We start from the raw sequence: 19,041 nt of genomic DNA on the forward strand, positions 1-19,041 counted from the left end.
CTCGTCGTGCTGCTCGTATAGAACCGGCAAAGATTATTAGAGAGACTCTGTAATGGATTGTTCTCAGAAAAATAAAATGATGCCTAATGGTTCCATGAGAGTAGAAAATTTGTTTCATTCTTTTTCAGAGGCGAACGGAACCGTAAAGGTATTAAATGGTGTTAGCCTCGAAGCTAAACCTGGAGAAATTACCTCTATTGCTGGTCCCTCAGGTTGTGGGAAAAGTACGCTGCTTTATTTAATGGGACTTTTGGATCGTCCGGATTCAGGAAAGGTATTTATGGGTGATTTAGAAGTTCAAAATTTCGAGGATGATGAGCGAACTAAAGCTAGAAATCATTTTATAGGATTTGTTTTTCAGTTTCATTTTTTAATTAAAGAGTTAACTGCAATTGAGAATATTCGCCTACCTCTCTTAAAACAGGGCAAAGACGAGTACAGTGCTAATCAAAAAGCCAATGAGCTATTGTCTGAACTTGGCCTTGAAAGTAAGGCTCAACGCCCCGCTTATAAATTATCTGGCGGGGAACAGCAAAGAGTGGCCATTGCTCGTGCTTTAGCCAATTCACCGAAGTATTTACTTGCTGATGAGCCAACGGGGAATTTGGACAGTTCAAATTCAGAAGGTGTATTCGAATTGCTTGATCGTATGGCTAAGCAAACTGGTTTATCGGTCATACTTGTAACTCATAACGAAAAACTTGCCGACCTTTCGCACCGAAAATATTGGATGGAAGATGGTAGGATAGTTATTTGAATCCACGAACTTCTTTTATTTTTTCATAGGCTAAGTTCACTCGAATGACTTGTTCCTTTGCCAAAATAATTAACTCCTTAGGTAAATTTTTACTTTCTAATAAATCGGGGTGAAAGGTGCTAATTTTTTTTCGGTAATATTTCTTGATTACTTCATGTTTTGCGTTGGGGCAGACGCCTAAAATATCGAAGCATTCTTTGAGTTGGTCGCCTGGCTCGCCTGAAGGGGTAGTGATGTATCCCCCAGCATACCACGAGCGGATTGTTCCGGGAGGCATTTTGAAATATTTCTCCCCCAATAGTAGGCATTTTATTTGTGCTTTGCTTGATGGAACTCCATCACATGTGGCAATTTCAAAAAGTCCGCCCATGAAAGAATAAGCAATTGATTGCTCATGACGAACGAGCTTGGCACACTCCTTAAAGTCTTCAGATATGTGCCTCGAGTTTACCTTACTTTTGCGAAATATATCTTTGGCAAATTTTTCCAAGTTAGGTGCAAGGCTCATTTTTTGGATCAAGTTTTCAACCTTCAGAATTTCCATTTCTGAGATGCTCCCATTAGCTTTGGCGACTTTTGCTGCAGAAGAAAAAAAATAAGCGTAGTACATTAATTTAGCTCTTTTTTCTTCCGCAGGTTCTTTACTTTTATGATCAATGAAGTGCCCTATAGCACCCCCAATCAATGCAGATAAGGGACCAGCGAGCATACCGACTCCCGATCCGACAATTTTGCCCCACCAATTCAAGTTTTCCAGTAGGTTAAAACCTTGGGAGATTATCGTTGCCGGTAGGGGTCAGGATTAGGCCCGATTGGGTTTCCTGTGTTGGGTATAACCTGAACGCACCGATCGTCCCATAATTCGATCATGTCCATATCTTTAGCATTGGTTACCTCTAACTGTGGAAGACCATGCTTTTCTAACCATTCTAATATTGGTGGTATTGCTAGGTCGGGGTTTTGTGCCCGTGCGGTAACAATTTTAACGCGGTAACCAAGTTCCAACCAAATCTTTAACCTTTTAACCATATTGGGTACTGGCTTTCCGATATGCTCAAAACCTTTCCATGCTTCAGCCTCAGCTAACGTTCCATCCAAGTCGACTCCTATCCATTGCCTGGATTCCGCTTCTTCGCCGTATTGGTTCATGTCGGTAAGGGGTAATCCACGAGCGTGAGGCACCCGCACTTCAAGTTTCTTACTTGAGAATACTTGCTTAAAAAAACGAAACATGAATGATCAATCAACAACTCGAAACCTTGCATTAAGCACCATCCTGTATCAATCCTTTTTCTTTTAATTTTAAATCTTTTCCATGTCATCCATTGATTATTTTAGTTTGAGCGGTATTCCCTATATTATGATAGCCTGGCTTGGAATTTGGTTAATTCGTCCCTTGGCAACTTTTTTTCACGAGCTTGGTCATTCACTCGTTGCCTGTTTTCTGACCTCTAGTGAGGTAACGCTTCGAGTCGGCAGACCTGGCGGGAAGTTTTTCAGGTTGGGGAAGAATTTATCTGTTGAATTTTCTCTTAGACATGGTCAGGAGGGCTTAACAACCTTTTCTGTTAAAAGTTTAGCGAAGTACAAATATTTTTTTATTTTAGCGGGTGGGCCTTTTTCGACACTACTTTTTGTCCTTCATTCGGGTTATCTTCTTTTTTATCAATCTCATGGAGTTTGGTTAGAGTTGCCTTTGATCAGTTGGTTTTGTTGCCATTCACTTACTTTCTTTCGTTCGGTTATTCCAATGCGATTAAAACCTACAGAGTCTTTTCCAAATGGCCCTCCAAGCGACGGTTTGCAGATCTATATCCAGTGCTTTCAGAAGAAGAAAGAAAGCTCGGATTGCTAAAATAAATTATTCAGTCTGGTTATCGAAAAGTGTGCGATAAAGATGGCAATTTTTGTAAACTTCTTCGTGAGAACCGTCGGCAATGATCTTTCCAGTTTTCATTACTAAGATGCGGTTTGCCAAGCGAATCGAACTAAAACGATGGGCTATCATAATAGTGGTCTTCCCTTGGGTAAGCTTTTTCATGGCTTGGTGTATTTTTTCTTCACTTTCTGTATCAAGTGCAGATGTGGCTTCATCCAAAAGAAGGATAGGGGAGTTCCGGTAAAAAGCCCGAGCTAGAGCCAGTCTTTGTAATTGACCTCCTGAAACCCGGCTTCCTTTTTCCCCAATTTTCTGATTGGTTTTCATACCCATGGAGGATACAAATTCCCAGGCGTTTGCATTTTTAAGAGCATCCTCAACTGTGCCCGTCGAATGAATAGATTGTCCAAGTCTAATGTTTTCCCCGATAGTATCGTCAAAAAGAAAAGGTTTTTGTGGGACGGACGCAATTGCTTCCCTGAGTTCCACAAGTGAAAGATCTCGAAGGTCCTTGCCATCCAGGAGCACATTTCCTGATGTTGGGTCGTGCAGGCGGTTGAGCAATCCGGCTAAAGTGGTTTTTCCTGCACCGCTTGGTCCAACGATTGCAACTACTTCACCTGGTTCAATTGTTAAATTCATGCAATCAAGTGCTGTTGCCTGTTTTATCTTTCCCTCTTCAAGCAGTGGGTAATGAAACGATACATTATTGAACTCTAGTTTTCCATTGATTTTCTTGAGCGGGGTGGGGGACTGTGGTTCAGTTATCGTTTCCTCTGCATAGAGCACTTCATGTAATCTTTTAAGCGATGCTAAGCCTTCTTTGATCGTGTTGTGGATAGATCCGAGTTTTTTAACTGGTTCGTAAGACATGTAGAGGGCCACAATTACTGGAATTACCGCATCCAAATGAATAGATGTGCGGGCGGCTTGGAAAATAGCTACTGAGATTCCGGTAGCGGTGATGATTTCAATTAACGGCGTCAGGATATGAGAGTATTTGACGACTTTCATCCGAGCGGTTAAAAATTTTTCAGATTGTTCACGAAAGCGCCCAATTTCACGATCTTGTAAATTAAGTGAGCGAATTTCTGCGGGTCCGGATAGGTTTTCATTCAAAACCGAGGATAAGCCGCCTGCTCTTTGTTGAAGATCGAGTGCTTTTTTCATCAGCAATGAGCCAATTTTTCGAATAGGGAATACACAAAGAGGAATCGCCACTAAGCAAAGAAGGACGAAGGCCATACCTTCCCGTTGGAAGGCCATCACGGTCAGGGCTGTGATCGCACCAATAAATGTGATGGGTTGACGGATCAAATCATTACTAACTGAAAGGACGGCAGACTGTAGTTGAGCGGTATCTGCAGTAACGCGGCTGAGCAAGTCTCCAGATTTGTGGCGTTGAAAAAAGGAAAGGGGGAGGCGTTGGATTTTGGCAAATACTTCAATCCGTATTTTTTCCAATACTTTCATCCCACAAAAGTTAATGAGATAAGAGTTAAAAAAGCTGCTGACCCCACGAATCAGAAAGACTAAAGGAAACCAGCAGACATAAATGAAAATCTCCCAACTTGTTAACCGGATGGCATTTTCATTGGATGGGAAAATTTTGGGGAATATTTGATCGGTCATGAAGGGAAGTCCAAAACCACTTGAAATTCCATAAATCACCCCAAAAAATAGTGCACCAGTAAAGGGAATCCAGTAAGGCTTAAGGTGTAAAAAATAAGGAAGCAAGCTTGATATCTTTGGGTAATCTGAACGGGCTTGCGTATTTTTTTTCATCAACTCAAATATTATGATACTACCTTAGCTTCTCCCTGAACCTGTCTGCAAGAATAGCTTGTTCTCTGAGATAACCGCATGAATGGTTTCTGAGGTTGGTGAATTGCTCCGCCGTCATTCTCCACTGCCAGTTTCCGCAAGGTTCTCCTGGAGTATTGAGTCGGGCTTCACTCCCTAATGAGAGTAAGTCTTGTGCAAGCACTACAACAAGTTGAGAAACGCTGCGGTAGGCATGCCTGAGCATATCCCAACCAGGGGTGGATCCATCGATATTAAGGTAGTTTCGAAAGAAGGAACGGGTTTCTTCATCGGTCGAGTAATACCATCCGCCAGAGGTGTCGTTATCATGAGTGCCGGTGTAGAGAACAAGGTCTTTTGATAGGTTATGCGGGAGGTATAGGTTTTGTGGGTTTCCATCAAAGGCAAATTGAAGTACCGCCATACCAGGTAACCCAGAAGAAATTCTTAAGTTTCGAACCCCTTTGTTGATGTCACCTAAGTCTTCAGCTAAGAAGGGAAGGAGGGGGAATGATTTTTTCATTTTTTCCCAAAACTTCGCGCCGGGACCTGTTTCCCATTCCCCCCTTTTTGCATCTGTAGATCCTTCTGGAATGGACCAGTAATCATGAAATCCTCGAAAGTGATCGATTCTCACAACTTCGAAAAGATCCAGTTGATCTTGAATTCTGTTAACCCACCAATCGTAGCCATTGGTATGCATCTTTTCCCAGTCATATAACGGATTTCCCCATAATTGACCGGATTCATTAAAATAATCAGGTGGTACTCCGGCAACAGCTTGAAACTTGCCATCTTTACCTATTTGAAAAAGCTCAGGGTTGTTCCAAGTATCTGAAGAATCCGGAGCCACATAAATGGGCAAGTCTCCTATGAGTGATACCTTCTTGGATTTTGCATATTGGTGAATGATTTCCCACTGAGAGCGAAAAATGAATTGTAGGAAGATATGGAAATCATACTCCTCTGACCATGCATCAGGAATTCGATATTTTTCAGCATTTTTATCTTCATCATCCCACATCCACCAAGGCTTTAAATCATTCTTGGTCTTGAGAGTTTGAAATTTTGCAAAGGGATCAAGCCAGCTGGTATGTATTTTTTTAAATTCATCGAGGCTGCCGTACTTCTTTTCAAGAGGGAGTGAATTCTTAAGGAAATTTCTGTGTGCAACCCGCATGAGCGGAAAAAAAGTTTCCCATAGAGATCCATAATCCACTTGGAAGGGAGCAAAATGATTAATTGAATGCAAATCTTCATTCCTTATGTATCCAAGTGAGATTAATGGCTCCCAATCTATAAAGTATGGATTTCCGGCTGATGAAGAAAATACTTGGTAGGGTGAATCTCCAAAACCAGTGGGTCCAACTGGACACATTTGCCAGTAGGAAAAACCTGCATCCGATAAAAAATCAATCCAATCACGGGCAGACTGACCTAGGCAACCTATGCCATATCCACCTGGTAGTGAACTTGGATGTAGTAGTACACCAGCCGCTCGATGATTTAACCATTGGGGTAAATTCTGAACAGAGGGCACTATTGAGAAATCCTTATTAGACATAATGTATATTGTGCGAACTATTCACTAAAACCCCAGCGTTTGGTGAAGGGATAGTAAACAAATAGTGCACGGCCGACTAATTCATTCTCAGGAACAAAGCCCCAGGCTCTTCCATCCAGGCTATCCGTAGAATTGTCGCCCATCGCAAAGTAACCATTTAATCCAGTTGGATTATCAGAATCATTTTTGTGAGGGACTTTTAAAATGGATCGGTTGGATAGAAGTCCATCAGCCCGGTAACCTGGATAACCTGAAATGAGTTCATCTTTAAATGATTCAGCAAAAAAATTGGTTTGTTTTCGATTTTGTTCAAATGCATTGCATCCATTTATGTGCTGACCATTACGAAATAAAATCCCAGGTACGCCTTTTCTTACATCGGTTCCATTGGTAAAAATAGATTCAGGTACGCGCATTTCCAATTTATCCCCAGGCTCGCCAACAAGTCGTTTAATGTAATATTTATCTTCTCCAATCTGAGAAAAGGTTTTAGTTCCAAGTTCATAGTTAAATCGATCAATGCTGGCTGTTCTGAAAACAATCGGATCTCCAGCTTTTGGAGTTATGAAGTTGTAACTCATGCGGTCAACAAACAAGGCATCTCCAAGCAACACATCAAAAGCTAGTGGAATTTCTCCCTTCACAAACTTTCTTTCTGAAAGTTTCAATCTACCTCGGCTAAGTGATTCATCCTGGGCAATTACCATGGGTAGATCGCGAAGATTTTCTATGCCGGCAAATTTCTTGGATAATAATTCATCCATATCAAACTCTGCTGGTACTTTGATAGAGTGCTCTTTCCCCCCAATTTCAAAGACATATTCTCTTACCATCGTGGGAATAATGAAAAACCGCCCATTTGGAAAATTTGCCTGAACATAACGGTGACTGGACCCATTTTGAAGAACCAAATATAGGGTGCCTGAAGATTCGGCTTCCATTCTGTAGTGAGAGGCACCAAGTAGAAGTTTATCCGCTCCCCGTTCAAGAAAGTTTGGCGTTTCATCCTCATAAACATAAGGGGTCATTCCGTAAAACGAAGGATACATAGAATTCGTTGGAATAATAAAAGGCTGAACAAAAAAGCTGCGTATTCCTAAAATAACAATTGCGGCAACGAGGAACATTTCTACATTTTCCACCCAATTCTTTTTGTGATAGTAATGACCACCTGATTTTCGAAGTGCATCATCCAAAATTCGTGCTTTCTTTTCTAGCTCCTTCGAGCTTATAGCTTTTGTTTTGATGGCATCCCGTAATCCTTGGTTGGCAATTTGTAAGGCTCTTTCTTCGATTGGGGGTAATCGGTCCTTTCGATAAAACCATACCTTTAAGCCGATGCGCAAAAGTTCTTTGGCCCCCTTTTTTTCTCTGCGGTTTGCTCTTCGGTCTTCGTTCATAACGGTCATATGTTACTAGAATGAGAAATTTGAAACTATCATTTAATGATCAAACGAAAATTGGATCAATTTGAACTCTTAAGTATTTGTACAAACGCTTCCTGGGGAATGTTTACATTGCCGATTTGTTTCATCCTCTTTTTTCCCTCTTTTTGTTTATCCAATAATTTACGTTTTCTGGAAATATCACCACCATAGCATTTTGCTGTAACATCTTTGCGCATCGCACTGATAGTTTCTCGGGCAATTACTTTTCCACCAATCGCTGCTTGAAGGGCTATTTTAAATAATTGCCTAGGTAAAATATCCTTAAGTTTGGAGCAGAGCACCCTACCCCTTGATTCAGCCTTGTCCCTGTGGACAATCGTTGAGAAAGCATCAACGGGTTCAGCATTTACCATAATCTCCATGCGGACTAAGGCAGATTCAGAATACTCGTCCATGTCGTAATCCATGGATCCATACCCATGAGTCACACTTTTTAAACGATCATTGAAATCGACTAAGATTTCGTTAAGAGGCAGATGGCAAGTGAGCATGACACGGGTTTCGTCAATGGTCTCTGTGTCGGTACAAGTTCCTCTTTTTTCTGTGACTAGAGCAAGCAAATCTCCTATGGATTCATTGGGGGCATGTATACGGGCAACAATTGTGGGCTCTTCAATTTTTCCAATCTCGGAGGGATCCGGAAGTTCTAAAGGATTATCCACTTCAATGGTCTCACCTGTTGTTAGGGTTACTCGGTATATTACACTTGGGTAGGTCGATATAAGATCGATTTCATATTCCCTTCTCAGTCTTTCTTGAATAATTTCCATGTGGAGTAAACCAAGAAAACCGCAACGAAACCCAAACCCTAAAGCGACTGAGGTTTCTGCCTGATAACTAAAGGAGGCATCGTTTAACCTGAGTTTACCCACGCTGCGCTTGAGCTTTTGATAGTCCGAAGTATCCAAAGGGTATAAACCACTAAATACCATAGGCCTTACTTCTTTATATCCAGGAAGCATTTTGTCTGATGGCGTATCCGCAAGAGTTAAGGTATCACCGATCTTTATGTCTGCCACATCACGGATCGCGGTGACTACATAGCCTACTTCTCCTTCACCAAGCGTGGGCTTCGGGGATGGAGTTGGAACAAAGGTTCCCAATTCTTTAACTTGGGTTTTCCTTTGATCACTCATCAACAAAAGTGAGGCATTATCAGAAAATGTTCCAGAAAATACCCTCAGGTAGCAAATAACTCCGCGGTAAGCGTCGTATTGGCTGTCAAAAATAAGAGCTCTTGGTTTTGTATGGTCCGTCCATCTTGGAGGAGGAAGTCGGTGGACAACCGCTTCGAGAATATCATCCACTCCAATTCCAGACTTTCCACTGGCAAGAATGATTTCTTCCGCTGGTATGGCAAGAATCTCCTCGATTTGATTAGAAACTCGATCCACATCTGCACTTGGTAAGTCCACTTTGTTGATAACCGGTATAATGCTAAGTCCCTGAGCATCTGCTAGTTGAGCATTTGCCAAAGTTTGGGCCTCCACTCCCTGTGAGGCGTCGACCAAAAGCAGGGCACCCTCACAAGCGGCCAAGCTTCTTGAAACTTCATATGCAAAGTCTACATGGCCTGGAGTATCTATGAGGTTAAAGGTGTAGTCCTGTCCATCTTTAGCCAGATATTTCATGGTTACGGGATGACACTTAATGGTGATCCCACGCTCTCTTTCCAAATCCATGGAATCAAGAAGTTGTTCTTTCATTTCTCTTTGCATCACCGTGTGGGTGCGTTCAAGTAATCGATCAGACAAGGTTGTCTTGCCGTGATCGACATGCGCTATGATACAAAAATTGCGAATCCTTTGCGTTTCCACCATTAAAAAGTTGACCACCCCGTGTTTCTCTCGACAAAAGTCAAAGAAGAACACTTAAGTGTAAATAACTATTATTTCATAAAACCAAACAATGGACAAGAATCGACTTCACGGAGTGCACACTGCATTGGTTACCCCAATGTCGGATGGTGCGGTTGCATATGCAGATTTGGAACGCTTGATCGAAAGGCAGTTGGAGACAGATGTCTCAGGTATAGTTCCATGCGGGACCACTGGAGAATCCCCCACCCTTTCAGAATCGGAACACCTACAGGTTATACGTACCTGCATTGACGGTGCTAACGGTAAGAGTCTGGTAATTGCTGGAACTGGTGCGAATTCGACTACCGAAGCACTTTCTCTTACCCAAGCTGCTGATGATGCTGGGGCGGATGCCTTTCTGCTCGTTGCACCTTATTACAATAAACCCAGCCAGGAGGGCTTATTTGCTCATTTTAGTGCCCTAGCCGAGAGCACTGAAAAACCAATCGTCTTATATTCGATACCCTCAAGGTGTGGAATTGAGATTTCTACAGAAGTTGTTTGTCGCCTGCGTGAAAAATACCCTCATGTTTGTGCCCTCAAGGAAGCGGGGGGGAGGTCGTCAAAAGTCTCAGAAACCTTGATCTCGATTGATGAGAATTTTGTAGTCTTGTCCGGAGACGATGGTCTTACCCTGCCCTTTATGGCATGCGGTGCAAAGGGCGTGGTTAGTGTGGCCTCGAATTTAGTTCCTGAGCTCGTTACGGAAATGGTTAACCTCGCATTGGTAGGTGATTATGAGAGAGCCCGTAAAATTCATCTGTCAAACTACCAATTGTTTACTGATCTTTTTTGTGAACCTAATCCCGTTCCGGTTAAAACTCTTATGCAAATGAAAGGGCTGATTGAATCTTCCGAAGTTCGCTCACCTCTGATTGCAGCTTCCTCTGCAAACCATGATTTGTTGAAAGGGTTAGGGGAGAAACTTTCCATTCCTGAAAGAGTAGTTTTATGAGCTTGAATATTTTACTTTGCGGAGCCGGTGGGCGTATGGGCCAAGCTATTTCTTTAATTTCTCAAGAGCATGGTTGTACTATTTCTTTTCCGGTAGATTTGGGGGATGATCCCGCGCAAGGGATTGATTCCTGCGATGTAGTAATTGATTTTTCTCTTCGGGAAGCGACACTTCCCCTCGCTCGCTTGTCTTCAGCTGCAGGTAAACCTATGGTGATTGGAACTACTGGACATGAACCGAGTGAAAAGGCCGAAATCGAGGCTATTTCCTCGAAGATACCCATGGTCTGGGCAGGAAATTTTTCCACAGGTGTAAACTTGCTCTTTTATTTGACCGAGCAAGCTGCTCGCGTACTGGATGGCCAATCTGATTTTGATCCTGAAGTCATCGAGATGCATCATCGATTGAAAAAAGACGCTCCTAGTGGAACCGCAGATCGGCTATTGGAAATTCTGAAAGAATCTCGCGAGCTTGGTGATGATCAAATTGCTCACGGGCGAAGCGGAATGGTTGGGGCGCGCCCGGCCAAGGAAATTGGTTCTCACGCTCTGCGTGGAGGAGATGTTGTGGGTGATCATACTGTACTTTTTGCAGGTATGGGTGAAAGGATTGAACTGACTCATCGTGCAACTGACAGGAAAATCTTTGCTGCAGGTGCACTAAGGGCAGCAAAATGGGTGGTTGGTAATTCGCCTGGTCTCTATTCGATGCAGGACGTACTGGGGCTAACATCTTGGGCAAAATGATTGCATTTATTGAAGGTAAACTAATCGAGTGCCAATTGAACTTGGCGGTCATTCAAACTGGAGGTATCGGGTATGAAATTCATGTTCCCTTGACAACTTCCGAGAAATTACCCGCACTTGGCGAGTCGGTGAGATTGCATATGCAGGCAACCTATCGTGAGGACTCTCAAACACTTTATGGTTTTATTGATCGGGAATCCCGTGATTTTTTTCGGATGATTGTGGATAAGGTTTCAGGCATCGGTCCCAAAATTGCCTTAAATCTTCTTGGTTCTCTCTCCCTACCGACGCTTAAGAATTCAATCGCTCATGGTGATGTGGGTATGCTTTCCAAAGCACAGGGATTAGGAAAGAAGACTGCTGAAAGAATTGTGGTTGAATTAAAGGATAAGGTACTGCCTAAGGGTACAACGATCGCTTCTCCTGCAGTAAATGCCTCCAGTCCAATTTCAGTAGATAACGAAAGCTCACTTTCCCAGGATTTAGGAATCTATGGAGATGCTGTTTCCGCCCTCCTCACATTGGGTTACAAGGCTACGGATGCGGATCAAGCAGTTCGAAGAGCAGCAGATGTGCTGGGTAAAGATTGTACAACCGAAGAACTAATCCGTAAGGCGTTAGGTCGCTAAGCGGCCTTTAGGCGAATGTAATTTTGTAGGTGCTTGCCTGCTTCTTTGACGGAATTGGCAAGATGATTTGTCTTTGCCCAGTTGCACGAGATGGCAGATGCAAGGCGACAGCCGGTACCTCGAACTTTTGTACCTCCAGTAATTCTTTCCCATTTGTATTCGATTACTGGGCTCGTACCCTCAACCAATAAGTCAGTTGACTGCTCTCCGTCACCATGTCCTCCTTTTAACAGAATCGATTGAGCCCCAAGTTTTGAGCATTCATTAGCGAGGAAAACGGGGCTTATTTTTTCCGAGTTATTGATATTAAGCAATTTACCGGCTTCTTGTAAGTTTGGGGTTACTAGGTTAACTCTTGGTATTAAATCCTTAATTAAGCATTCCCATCCTTTATCGGTAATAAGGGAGTGGCCATTACTCGTCATTTGAACTGGATCTAAGATCACTTTTGTACAGGAAGATTTATTTAAGAATTCTCCCACCTTTCTGACGGATGATTCGTCTGGCAGCATACCAATTTTGATCGCGTCTAGTTCTTCCTGAAGTAGCCCATCTAATTGACTTTCCAAACCTAAAGCTGGAACCGCATGAATTCTTATTTTGGATGAATTGCATTGCTGGGTTATTGCACTGATCACGGCAAAGGGCCTATCGCCCAGTTCATATATAGTCTCTTTGTCTGCAAAAAGACCGGAACCCCCCGAAGAATCTGTTCCTCCAATGATGCCTATTTTTTTGGATGTGGTTTTATCCACGATGAGTAAACTTCGGAAATGTATTCATCCAACCGTCCATACCCGGAGTTAAGTTAAAAAGATGATTAAAACCTATCGATTGAAGTGCTTCACAAGCCATACGGCTACGAACCCCCGCTTTACAATAAACAACAACATCTTTTTCTGGAATTAAACAATCCAATGGAGAAACAGGTAACGAGTTAACCAAGTTACCCAAGGGTTGATGTAACGATGGATCGATTCTCGATTGCAACCTTTCCCAGTCTTCTCGGACATCTAATATTTGCAGATCTTTTTTCTCTGCCATCATTTCTCTCAATTCATACTCAGAAATCTCTACAATTTCTTTATTCAGGCACATTTTTTGAGAGGGGGTTGCGCATGGTTCACATGCATCTGGGAGTTCTTTAATCTCCCTGCTCTTGGGAAGTGCTTGAAGATTAATCATGCGAGTACTGTTGGAGAGAGAATCGTAGGTTAGTACTTTACCAGATAAAGGTTGTCCTTGCCCTGTGATCACCTTGATGGCTTCCATTGCCTGTATACATCCAATGATTCCGGGGAGCACGCCAAGTACTCCAGCTTCGGCACAAGAAGGAATGCTTGAGGAATCAGGTTGTTCAGGGAAGAGGCAACGATAGGTGGGACCATCCTTAAAGTTAAATACACTGACCATTCCCTCGAATAAATGAATAGATCCATGAATCAAAGGTTTTCCAAAAATGATACATGCATCATTAATCAGGTAACGGCTTGAGAAATTATCTGTTCCATCCACAATTAAATCGTAATCACTGAATAGGGATTCAGCGTTTTCCTTCTTTAATCGTTCAATAATGGGATGAATTTTGATGAATGGGTTTAAGCGGGTAAGTTTGGCAGCCGCTACCTTGGCTTTTGGAGCACCGATGTCATCATGGTTGAAAAGAATTTGCCTTTGTAGATTGGAGGATTCAACCACATCATTATCTACGATGCCAATTTTGCCGACACCGGCAGCGACTAGGTATTGGAGGACAGGGCAACCTAATCCACCCGCCCCTATCACCAAAACTGACGATTCTTTTAGTTTAATTTGACTTTCCTGTCCAAAGTCCTTGAGGGAAAGGTGCCTACTATACTGCTCAACTTCGCCTTCATTCAATTCAGTCATGTTTATTAATTCCTGCTAAAAGGAAGCTGCAACCTGAGTGGAGTTTGTTTGTTCTAAGCTGGGGGAATCAAAATTTGTCATTCGAGGCTTATCATAGGAAGAGTCCCAATCCTTCCATACAGGATCATAACCCTTGGACTTTAGCATGGCGGAGACTTCTCTCGGAGACCTTTCGTCTGATATGGAGAACTGTTCAAGGGATTGCGACTCTTCTGCATAGCCACCTGGATTGGTTTTCGAACCAGCACTCATTGTGGTAACACCTAATGGGAGAAGATTTTCTCTGAGTTGTTGGCTTTCCCTCGTGGATAGAGTAATTTCCAATTCGTGGTTAAATATACGAAAGGCGCATAGTAACTGAACGAGATCTCGATCTTTTAAATCGACTGCCACAATGTTATCTCCCTCATAGGGGCGTATCCGTGGGAATGACATCGAATAACTGGTCTGCCAATAACGTCTTTCTAAATAGTCCAAGTGCATGCCTGCATAAAAAGCATCAACCCTCCAGTCTTCAGTCAGACCGAAAAGGCAACCCAATCCGATTTTATTGACGACTGCTTGTCCCAGACGGTCAGCAGTATCAAGCCGCCATTCAAAGTTTGTTTTCTTTCCCTTGAGGTGATGCCTGGAGTAACTTTCCTGATCGTAGGTTTCCTGATAAACCATTACTGCATGGATGCCATGTTCAATGAGTGAAGAATAATTATCTAAACTCAAAGGTTGTACTTCGATAGAGAGGTTAGCAAAGTGCGGACGAAGTAGGTCAATTGCATGGGATAGGTAATTCATACCTACCTGTTGGTTTGACTCTCCAGTTACAAGCAAAACATGATCAAAGCCTCGTTTCTTGAGAATTCCGGCCTCCCGCAAAATTTCCAAATCGGTCAGCGTTTTGCGGGCAATCTTATTATGCATACTGAATCCGCAATAGTCGCAAACATTGTTACATTCATTCGACAGATACATGGGGGCGAACAGTCGAATTGCTTGGCCAAACCTCTTTCGGGTAAGGGAATGACTGAGCTTGGCCATATCTTCGAGGTATTTTTCTCCAGCCAGTGGAGAAAGTAGGGCTCTTAAATCATCGATTCCGCCCTGCCCTTGCCGCTTGAGTGCAAATTCAATTTGCTGGGGACCAATTTGCTGGAGGCTCGATGAATGGGCGGACCAGTCCTGACCTTTTAAAAAGTGTGAAAAAGAGGAGGGTTTTGTCACGGAAAAATTTAGTCTAAAAAACTTGTAAGCGGAGATGTTGCTTGAGCTGTGCGAGATTCCCCACCTAAGCCAGCGAGATAAGCAAGTCTTCCAGCTTCGACCGATTTCCTGAAGGCAATTCCCATTTGGGAGGGATCTTTGGCCGCCGCTAATGCAGTGTTTACTAATACAGCTGAGGCACCCATCTCCAAAGCTTCGGCTGCATGCGAGGGGGCACCTATGCCTGCATCTACTACTACTGGAAGCTCTGATTGTTCGATGATAATTCGTAAAAATTCCCGACTATCCAGGCCGCGATTGCTTCCTATAGGAGATCCCAGAGGCATAACAGCTGAGGCACCCGCATCTTCAAGCCTTTTGCAAAGCACGGGATCTGCGTGGCAGTAAGGCAATACAACAAAACCTTCTTTGGCTAACTCTTCTGTAGCTAAAAGAGTTTCAATGGGGTCAGGCATGAGGTATTTCGGATCGGGATGAATCTCGAGTTTTAACCAGTTAGTATTAAGAGCCTCTCTTGCCATTTGAGCCACAAATACAGCTTCCTTAGCATTCCTTACACCAGAGGTATTTGGAAGGATTTTGATATTTTTATCTGATAAATAATCAAGGATTGAATCTTCTAGACCCCGTGGATTAGCACGCTTCATCGCTACGGTGACCAGTTCTGATTCGCTTGACCTTACAGTTTCTTGGAGAACTTGACCGGATGAAAACTTACCGGTTCCTACAAACAGTCGGGAAGTAAATGTAACACCAGCAATTTCTAAAGGGTCAGTTTTCATAGCAAATTAGTAAATTGTTAGACGGGAATAGGCTCGGCTTTTATTAACTATCAATCTTGTCTGATCCATTAGGTTTTTACCGGAAAATAAAGCCGAGCACAATGCGAGTCCTTGAACACCAAGGGATTCGATCAATGGAAAATCATCTTTGCACAAACCACCAATCAAATAGACGGGTATTGGGTCTAGGATTTTCACAATCTGTTGAAATTGATAGTTAGTCAAAACAGGCCGAAGATTTTTTTTTGTGGAAGAGGTTCGGTAAGGTCCCATCCCGACATAGTCAGGTTTATCTTTTTTGGCACATAAAGCTTCTTCGATCGAATGTACGGTTTTTCCAATAATTTTCTTAGAAGACAGAATTTTTCTAGCTTTTGCTACCGATCCATCGTTCGCACCAAGATGTACTCCGTGAGCATCTACTTTACGAGTCAGTTCAATGTGGTCGTTTATAATAAGTTTTGCCTGATATGCCTTGGCATAAGTCACCGCCCTATTTGCCTGTTGGTATAATACTTCACTAGGAAGGGATTTGGATCGTAACTGAATGAATTGCCCTCCTCCTTGAATAAAATCTTTTACTTGCTGGTCGTGGGAATACTCAGAGGAATCTCGGGTTAGGCACATGATTGAATTGTTCATAGGCACTCAATCTTCTTTTCCAAGTAATCTTTGTAGGATTCCTTTTTCCTTTTCCTTTTGAGCCCAAACGCTGCGCTCAATAAATTGATATCGTTCAAATGCAGCAACCGGGTCTTTTTTCCCCCAAATCGATCCAAGTAAAGTTACACCATCAAACCCGAGGTTAAAAAGTTCAGGTATTTTGCGTCTTCTTACTCCACCGAGGGCATAGATTAATGGTTTCTTAGAACTTTCCTTTTTTAAGTTGTAGAGAAGACCACCCAATTCGGGCAGGGAAACCTTGGGGATATACCCTTTTTTGGAAATTGATTCATAAACTGGACCAAAGAAGCAATAATCTAATGGTTCATTTAAATTTTTGAGTTCATCAAGTTTATGGAGTGAACGACTAATCGTCCCCTTCGTTTCGACCAGTTTTTCTTTTGAGTAATGATGGTATCCACAAAGCGAAAAATCTTTTATTAGCTCAGGAAAGCGATGGAGGACAATCCGACCATGATAAATATCGGGAATTTGACCTAAGAGTTTTGCTACCTCGGATGCTGTGGCATCTGGTTTGCGTAGGTGAAATCTTTGCAAACCCACTTCAAACAAATCCGATATTATACCTGCTTCACCATCCCTTAAGGATGCGGCGGAAATCAATATGGCTAAAGGGTGTTCCATTAACCACCCTGAGTAGCTTGTATGAGCAAAATCCGATCACCATCCTGTAAAGTTGTAAGCTTATGTTTTTCTTTGGGGACAATGGATTCGTTTACTGCGATAGCCCAGCCTTTCATGTTGGCCAAACCCAACTCAATGGATAGGCCCTCAAGGTCCAATCCATCTTCTAAATCTTTTAATTTATCGTTCAGAAATACCTTCATTCTTTTGGAGGTGGCCCAGAATATATTTCAGCACCTGAATCAAGAAATTCTTTTGCTTTTTGTGCCATACCCACATCGATAGCCTCAGTCTCATTGCTTAACCCTTGTTCATCTGCAAATCTTCGGACATCCTCAGATATTTTCATGGAGCAAAAATGAGGTCCGCACATGGAGCAAAAATGTGCAGTCTTTGCGTTATCTTGAGGTAGTGTTTGATCGTGAAATTCTTTGGCTTTTTCAGGATCCAAAGACAGATTGAACTGGTCAACCCATCGAAACTCAAAACGTGCTTTTGATAATGCATTGTCGCGGTATTGGGCACCAGGGTGTCCTTTAGCAAGATCTGCTGCATGGGCAGCAAGTTTGTAAGTGATTACACCTTCACGGACATCTTGACGATCAGGAAGGCCTAGGTGTTCTTTGGGAGTCACATAGCAAAGCATGGCACAACCATACCATCCAATCATGGCAGCTCCTATTCCACTAGTTATATGATCGTAACCTGGGGCAACATCAGTGGTTAAGGGGCCAAGCGTGTAAAAAGGGGCTTCGTGGCACCAGTCTAACTGCTTGTCCATATTTTCCTTGATCATGTGCATAGGAACATGTCCGGGGCCTTCATTCATTACCTGAACCCCCTTATTCCATGCTCGGGTGGTTAATTCCCCCTGGGTTTTAAGTTCGGCAAACTGGGCTTCGTCATTGGCATCAGCAATTGAACCGGGGCGCAATCCATCTCCTATAGAAAAGGACACATCATAGGCTGCCATGATGTCACAAATATCATCCCACCTTTCATACAGAAAATTTTCTTTATGATGTGAAAGGCACCACTTTGCCATAATGGAACCACCTCGGCTCACAATGCCTGTCATCCGGTTTCTTGTCATCGGAACATAGCGTAGCAGAACCCCTGCATGAATGGTGAAATAATCTACCCCCTGTTCAGCTTGCTCAATTAAGGTGTCACGGAAAATATCCCAATTTAATTCTTCGGGTTTTCCGCCCACTTTTTCTAGGGCTTGGTATATGGGAACGGTACCAACAGGAACTGGACAATTACGAAGGATCCATTCGCGAGTGCGGTGAATATTTTTGCCAGTGGACAGATCCATTAATGTGTCGGCTCCCCACTTGGTTGCCCACCGCATTTTCTCGACCTCCTCCTCAATGGATGATGCGACAGCTGAATTTCCAATATTTGCATTTATTTTGACAAGGAAATTTCGTCCGATTGCCATGGGTTCGAGCTCTGGATGGTTGATGTTTGCCGGAATGATCGCTCTACCACGGGCAACTTCATCGCGAACAAATTCCGGAGTTACCTCTTGAGGAACCGCGGCTCCAAAGGAATTGCCGGGGTGCTGATGTTTAAGAGAGTTGGTCAGCTCATCGGGAGAGGTTTGGAGTTCGTTAGCCAAAGTTTGCAACTTCATGTTTTCACGAATTGCTACATATTCCATTTCGGGTGTTATTATACCCTCCCGTGCATATTGCAATTGTGTGACTGGTTTACCCCCTTTGGCACGAAGGATGGTGACTTTCGAACGGTCGAAATCTGGGAGTTCCTGGGATTTTTCACGTGATCTTTCGTCGTGCCGATCGGATAGGAAACCATTATCTATTGGCTTGATGTTTCTACCTTCAATTAATTCAACATCTCCACGGTTTTTAATCCAGGACTGTCGCATAGTCGGAAGTCCTTTATTCACATCACCATGAAAGTCAGCATCACCCCATGGACCGGAGGTGTCGTATACTCTGACTGATTCATTACTTTCCATGCTACCGTCAGGGAGCCGAGTATCGGAAAGTTCGATCTCCCGCATGGGTACATCGAGGTCGTGAAGTTTCCCCTTTAAATAAACCCGACGAGAATTAGGGAAAAGAGATTTTGGTGGTTGTTGGTCTTCGACTTTTTGGATCATACTGAATGTTTTTAAAGATTCATTCGTTGTCGTAGAGCCTTTTCCTTAAGCGATTAAAGAAAAAGTTTTCCC

General features: G+C 42.9%; 18 protein-coding genes. 4 read left to right on the forward strand and 14 right to left on the reverse strand.

Annotated elements, in window-relative coordinates; all coding sequences use genetic code 11:
• The first annotated feature begins 52 nt into the window (after positions 1 to 52).
• Positions 53 to 757: an ABC transporter ATP-binding protein gene (locus tag ACKPQ4_RS00670; protein ID WP_407679280.1), complete on the forward strand. Its 705-nt coding sequence runs from the start codon at positions 53 to 55 to the stop codon at positions 755 to 757.
• On the opposite strand, the gene ACKPQ4_RS00675 is transcribed toward ACKPQ4_RS00670, so the two are convergent.
• From ACKPQ4_RS00675 to lepA, 6 genes are all read right to left on the reverse strand, one after another.
• The gene (locus ACKPQ4_RS00675) at positions 750 to 1,505 is read right to left on the reverse strand and encodes a DnaJ domain-containing protein (protein ID WP_407679281.1); all 756 of its coding nucleotides are present in this window, start codon (positions 1,503 to 1,505) and stop codon (positions 750 to 752) included. The genes ACKPQ4_RS00670 and ACKPQ4_RS00675 overlap by 8 nt on opposite strands.
• 29 nt (positions 1,506 to 1,534) lie before the next feature.
• A complete protein-coding gene (locus tag ACKPQ4_RS00680) occupies positions 1,535 to 1,990 on the reverse strand; it encodes a hypothetical protein (RefSeq protein WP_407679282.1) in 456 nt (151 codons plus the stop codon).
• A gap of 628 nt (positions 1,991 to 2,618) precedes the next feature.
• Positions 2,619 to 4,421 (reverse strand): ABC transporter ATP-binding protein, encoded by a 1,803-nt coding sequence (locus ACKPQ4_RS00685; RefSeq protein ID WP_407679283.1) that lies wholly within the window; start codon positions 4,419 to 4,421, stop codon positions 2,619 to 2,621.
• A gap of 19 nt (positions 4,422 to 4,440) precedes the next feature.
• Entirely contained in the window at positions 4,441 to 5,979 is a 1,539-nt protein-coding gene (gene malQ, locus ACKPQ4_RS00690) for a 4-alpha-glucanotransferase (RefSeq protein WP_407679284.1), read from the reverse strand.
• A 41-nt stretch (positions 5,980 to 6,020) separates the two neighbouring features.
• Complete coding sequence (gene lepB, locus ACKPQ4_RS00695) at positions 6,021 to 7,403, reverse strand: signal peptidase I (protein WP_407679285.1); 1,383 nt, start codon at positions 7,401 to 7,403, stop codon at positions 6,021 to 6,023.
• Positions 7,404 to 7,468: 65 nt separating this feature from the next.
• Positions 7,469 to 9,271, reverse strand: a complete 1,803-nt coding sequence (gene lepA / locus ACKPQ4_RS00700; RefSeq protein WP_407679286.1) for a translation elongation factor 4 — start codon at positions 9,269 to 9,271, stop codon at positions 7,469 to 7,471.
• 88 nt (positions 9,272 to 9,359) lie between these two features.
• Here lepA and dapA point away from each other — a divergent pair, with 88 nt between their 5' ends.
• From dapA to ruvA, 3 genes are read left to right on the forward strand one after another with little or no spacing between them, the layout of a single operon-like run.
• Complete coding sequence (dapA, locus tag ACKPQ4_RS00705) at positions 9,360 to 10,265, forward strand: 4-hydroxy-tetrahydrodipicolinate synthase (protein ID WP_407679287.1); 906 nt, start codon at positions 9,360 to 9,362, stop codon at positions 10,263 to 10,265.
• Positions 10,262 to 11,011 carry a 4-hydroxy-tetrahydrodipicolinate reductase gene (dapB, locus tag ACKPQ4_RS00710; protein ID WP_407679288.1) on the forward strand — a complete coding sequence of 250 codons (750 nt, stop codon included), beginning with the start codon at positions 10,262 to 10,264 and terminating at the stop codon, positions 11,009 to 11,011. Before dapA ends, dapB begins: the two co-directional genes overlap by 4 nt.
• A complete protein-coding gene (gene ruvA, locus ACKPQ4_RS00715; protein WP_407679289.1) occupies positions 11,008 to 11,640 on the forward strand; it encodes a Holliday junction branch migration protein RuvA in 633 nt (210 codons plus the stop codon). Before dapB ends, ruvA begins: the two co-directional genes overlap by 4 nt.
• Here ruvA and ACKPQ4_RS00720 read toward each other — a convergent pair.
• The 8 genes from ACKPQ4_RS00720 to thiC are packed head-to-tail and all read right to left on the reverse strand — an operon-like array spanning position 11,637 to position 18,969.
• Positions 11,637 to 12,395: a hydroxymethylpyrimidine/phosphomethylpyrimidine kinase gene (locus tag ACKPQ4_RS00720; protein ID WP_407679290.1), complete on the reverse strand. Its 759-nt coding sequence runs from the start codon at positions 12,393 to 12,395 to the stop codon at positions 11,637 to 11,639. The two genes, ruvA and ACKPQ4_RS00720, sit on opposite strands and share 4 nt — an antisense overlap.
• Positions 12,388 to 13,530 carry a molybdopterin-synthase adenylyltransferase MoeB gene (gene moeB / locus ACKPQ4_RS00725; protein WP_407679291.1) on the reverse strand — a complete coding sequence of 381 codons (1,143 nt, stop codon included), beginning with the start codon at positions 13,528 to 13,530 and terminating at the stop codon, positions 12,388 to 12,390. Before moeB ends, ACKPQ4_RS00720 begins: the two co-directional genes overlap by 8 nt.
• Before the next feature lie 15 nt (positions 13,531 to 13,545).
• Positions 13,546 to 14,748 (reverse strand): 2-iminoacetate synthase ThiH, encoded by a 1,203-nt coding sequence (thiH, locus tag ACKPQ4_RS00730; RefSeq protein ID WP_407679292.1) that lies wholly within the window; start codon positions 14,746 to 14,748, stop codon positions 13,546 to 13,548.
• 8 nt (positions 14,749 to 14,756) lie between these two features.
• A complete protein-coding gene (locus ACKPQ4_RS00735) occupies positions 14,757 to 15,530 on the reverse strand; it encodes a thiazole synthase (RefSeq protein ID WP_407679293.1) in 774 nt (257 codons plus the stop codon).
• 6 nt (positions 15,531 to 15,536) lie between these two features.
• Complete coding sequence (locus ACKPQ4_RS00740) at positions 15,537 to 16,172, reverse strand: thiamine phosphate synthase (protein ID WP_407679294.1); 636 nt, start codon at positions 16,170 to 16,172, stop codon at positions 15,537 to 15,539.
• Positions 16,173 to 16,178: 6 nt separating this feature from the next.
• Positions 16,179 to 16,838, reverse strand: coding sequence for a thiamine phosphate synthase (locus ACKPQ4_RS00745; RefSeq protein WP_407679295.1), 660 nt, complete (start codon positions 16,836 to 16,838; stop codon positions 16,179 to 16,181).
• A complete protein-coding gene (thiS, locus tag ACKPQ4_RS00750) occupies positions 16,838 to 17,041 on the reverse strand; it encodes a sulfur carrier protein ThiS (RefSeq protein ID WP_407679296.1) in 204 nt (67 codons plus the stop codon). The genes ACKPQ4_RS00745 and thiS overlap by 1 nt, the downstream gene beginning before the upstream one ends.
• Positions 17,038 to 18,969: a phosphomethylpyrimidine synthase ThiC gene (thiC, locus tag ACKPQ4_RS00755; protein WP_407679297.1), complete on the reverse strand. Its 1,932-nt coding sequence runs from the start codon at positions 18,967 to 18,969 to the stop codon at positions 17,038 to 17,040. Before thiC ends, thiS begins: the two co-directional genes overlap by 4 nt.
• Positions 18,970 to 19,041: the final 72 nt, after the last annotated feature.

The sequence above is a fragment of the Candidatus Chordibacter forsetii genome, assembly GCF_964187505.1.
Taxonomy (GTDB): domain Bacteria; phylum Verrucomicrobiota; class Verrucomicrobiia; order Opitutales; family Seribacteraceae; genus Chordibacter; species Chordibacter forsetii.

Excerpts from the sequence above, each read along its gene's own strand:
- thiS (WP_407679296.1), bottom strand. The coding sequence starts at position 17,041 with ATGAAGGTATTTCTGAACGATAAATTAAAAGATTTAGAAGATGGATTG.
- moeB (WP_407679291.1), bottom strand. The coding sequence starts at position 13,530 with ATGACTGAATTGAATGAAGGCGAAGTTGAGCAGTATAGTAGGCACCTT.
- ACKPQ4_RS00740 (WP_407679294.1), bottom strand. The coding sequence starts at position 16,172 with ATGAACAATTCAATCATGTGCCTAACCCGAGATTCCTCTGAGTATTCC.
- dapB (WP_407679288.1), top strand. The coding sequence starts at position 10,262 with ATGAGCTTGAATATTTTACTTTGCGGAGCCGGTGGGCGTATGGGCCAA.
- dapA (WP_407679287.1), top strand. The coding sequence starts at position 9,360 with ATGGACAAGAATCGACTTCACGGAGTGCACACTGCATTGGTTACCCCA.
- lepA (WP_407679286.1), bottom strand. The coding sequence starts at position 9,271 with ATGGTGGAAACGCAAAGGATTCGCAATTTTTGTATCATAGCGCATGTC.
- thiC (WP_407679297.1), bottom strand. The coding sequence starts at position 18,969 with ATGATCCAAAAAGTCGAAGACCAACAACCACCAAAATCTCTTTTCCCT.
- ACKPQ4_RS00745 (WP_407679295.1), bottom strand. The coding sequence starts at position 16,838 with ATGGAACACCCTTTAGCCATATTGATTTCCGCCGCATCCTTAAGGGAT.
- ACKPQ4_RS00685 (WP_407679283.1), bottom strand. The coding sequence starts at position 4,421 with ATGAAAAAAAATACGCAAGCCCGTTCAGATTACCCAAAGATATCAAGC.
- ACKPQ4_RS00670 (WP_407679280.1), top strand. The coding sequence starts at position 53 with ATGGATTGTTCTCAGAAAAATAAAATGATGCCTAATGGTTCCATGAGA.
- ACKPQ4_RS00680 (WP_407679282.1), bottom strand. The coding sequence starts at position 1,990 with ATGTTTCGTTTTTTTAAGCAAGTATTCTCAAGTAAGAAACTTGAAGTG.
- ruvA (WP_407679289.1), top strand. The coding sequence starts at position 11,008 with ATGATTGCATTTATTGAAGGTAAACTAATCGAGTGCCAATTGAACTTG.
- ACKPQ4_RS00735 (WP_407679293.1), bottom strand. The coding sequence starts at position 15,530 with ATGAAAACTGACCCTTTAGAAATTGCTGGTGTTACATTTACTTCCCGA.
- lepB (WP_407679285.1), bottom strand. The coding sequence starts at position 7,403 with ATGAACGAAGACCGAAGAGCAAACCGCAGAGAAAAAAAGGGGGCCAAA.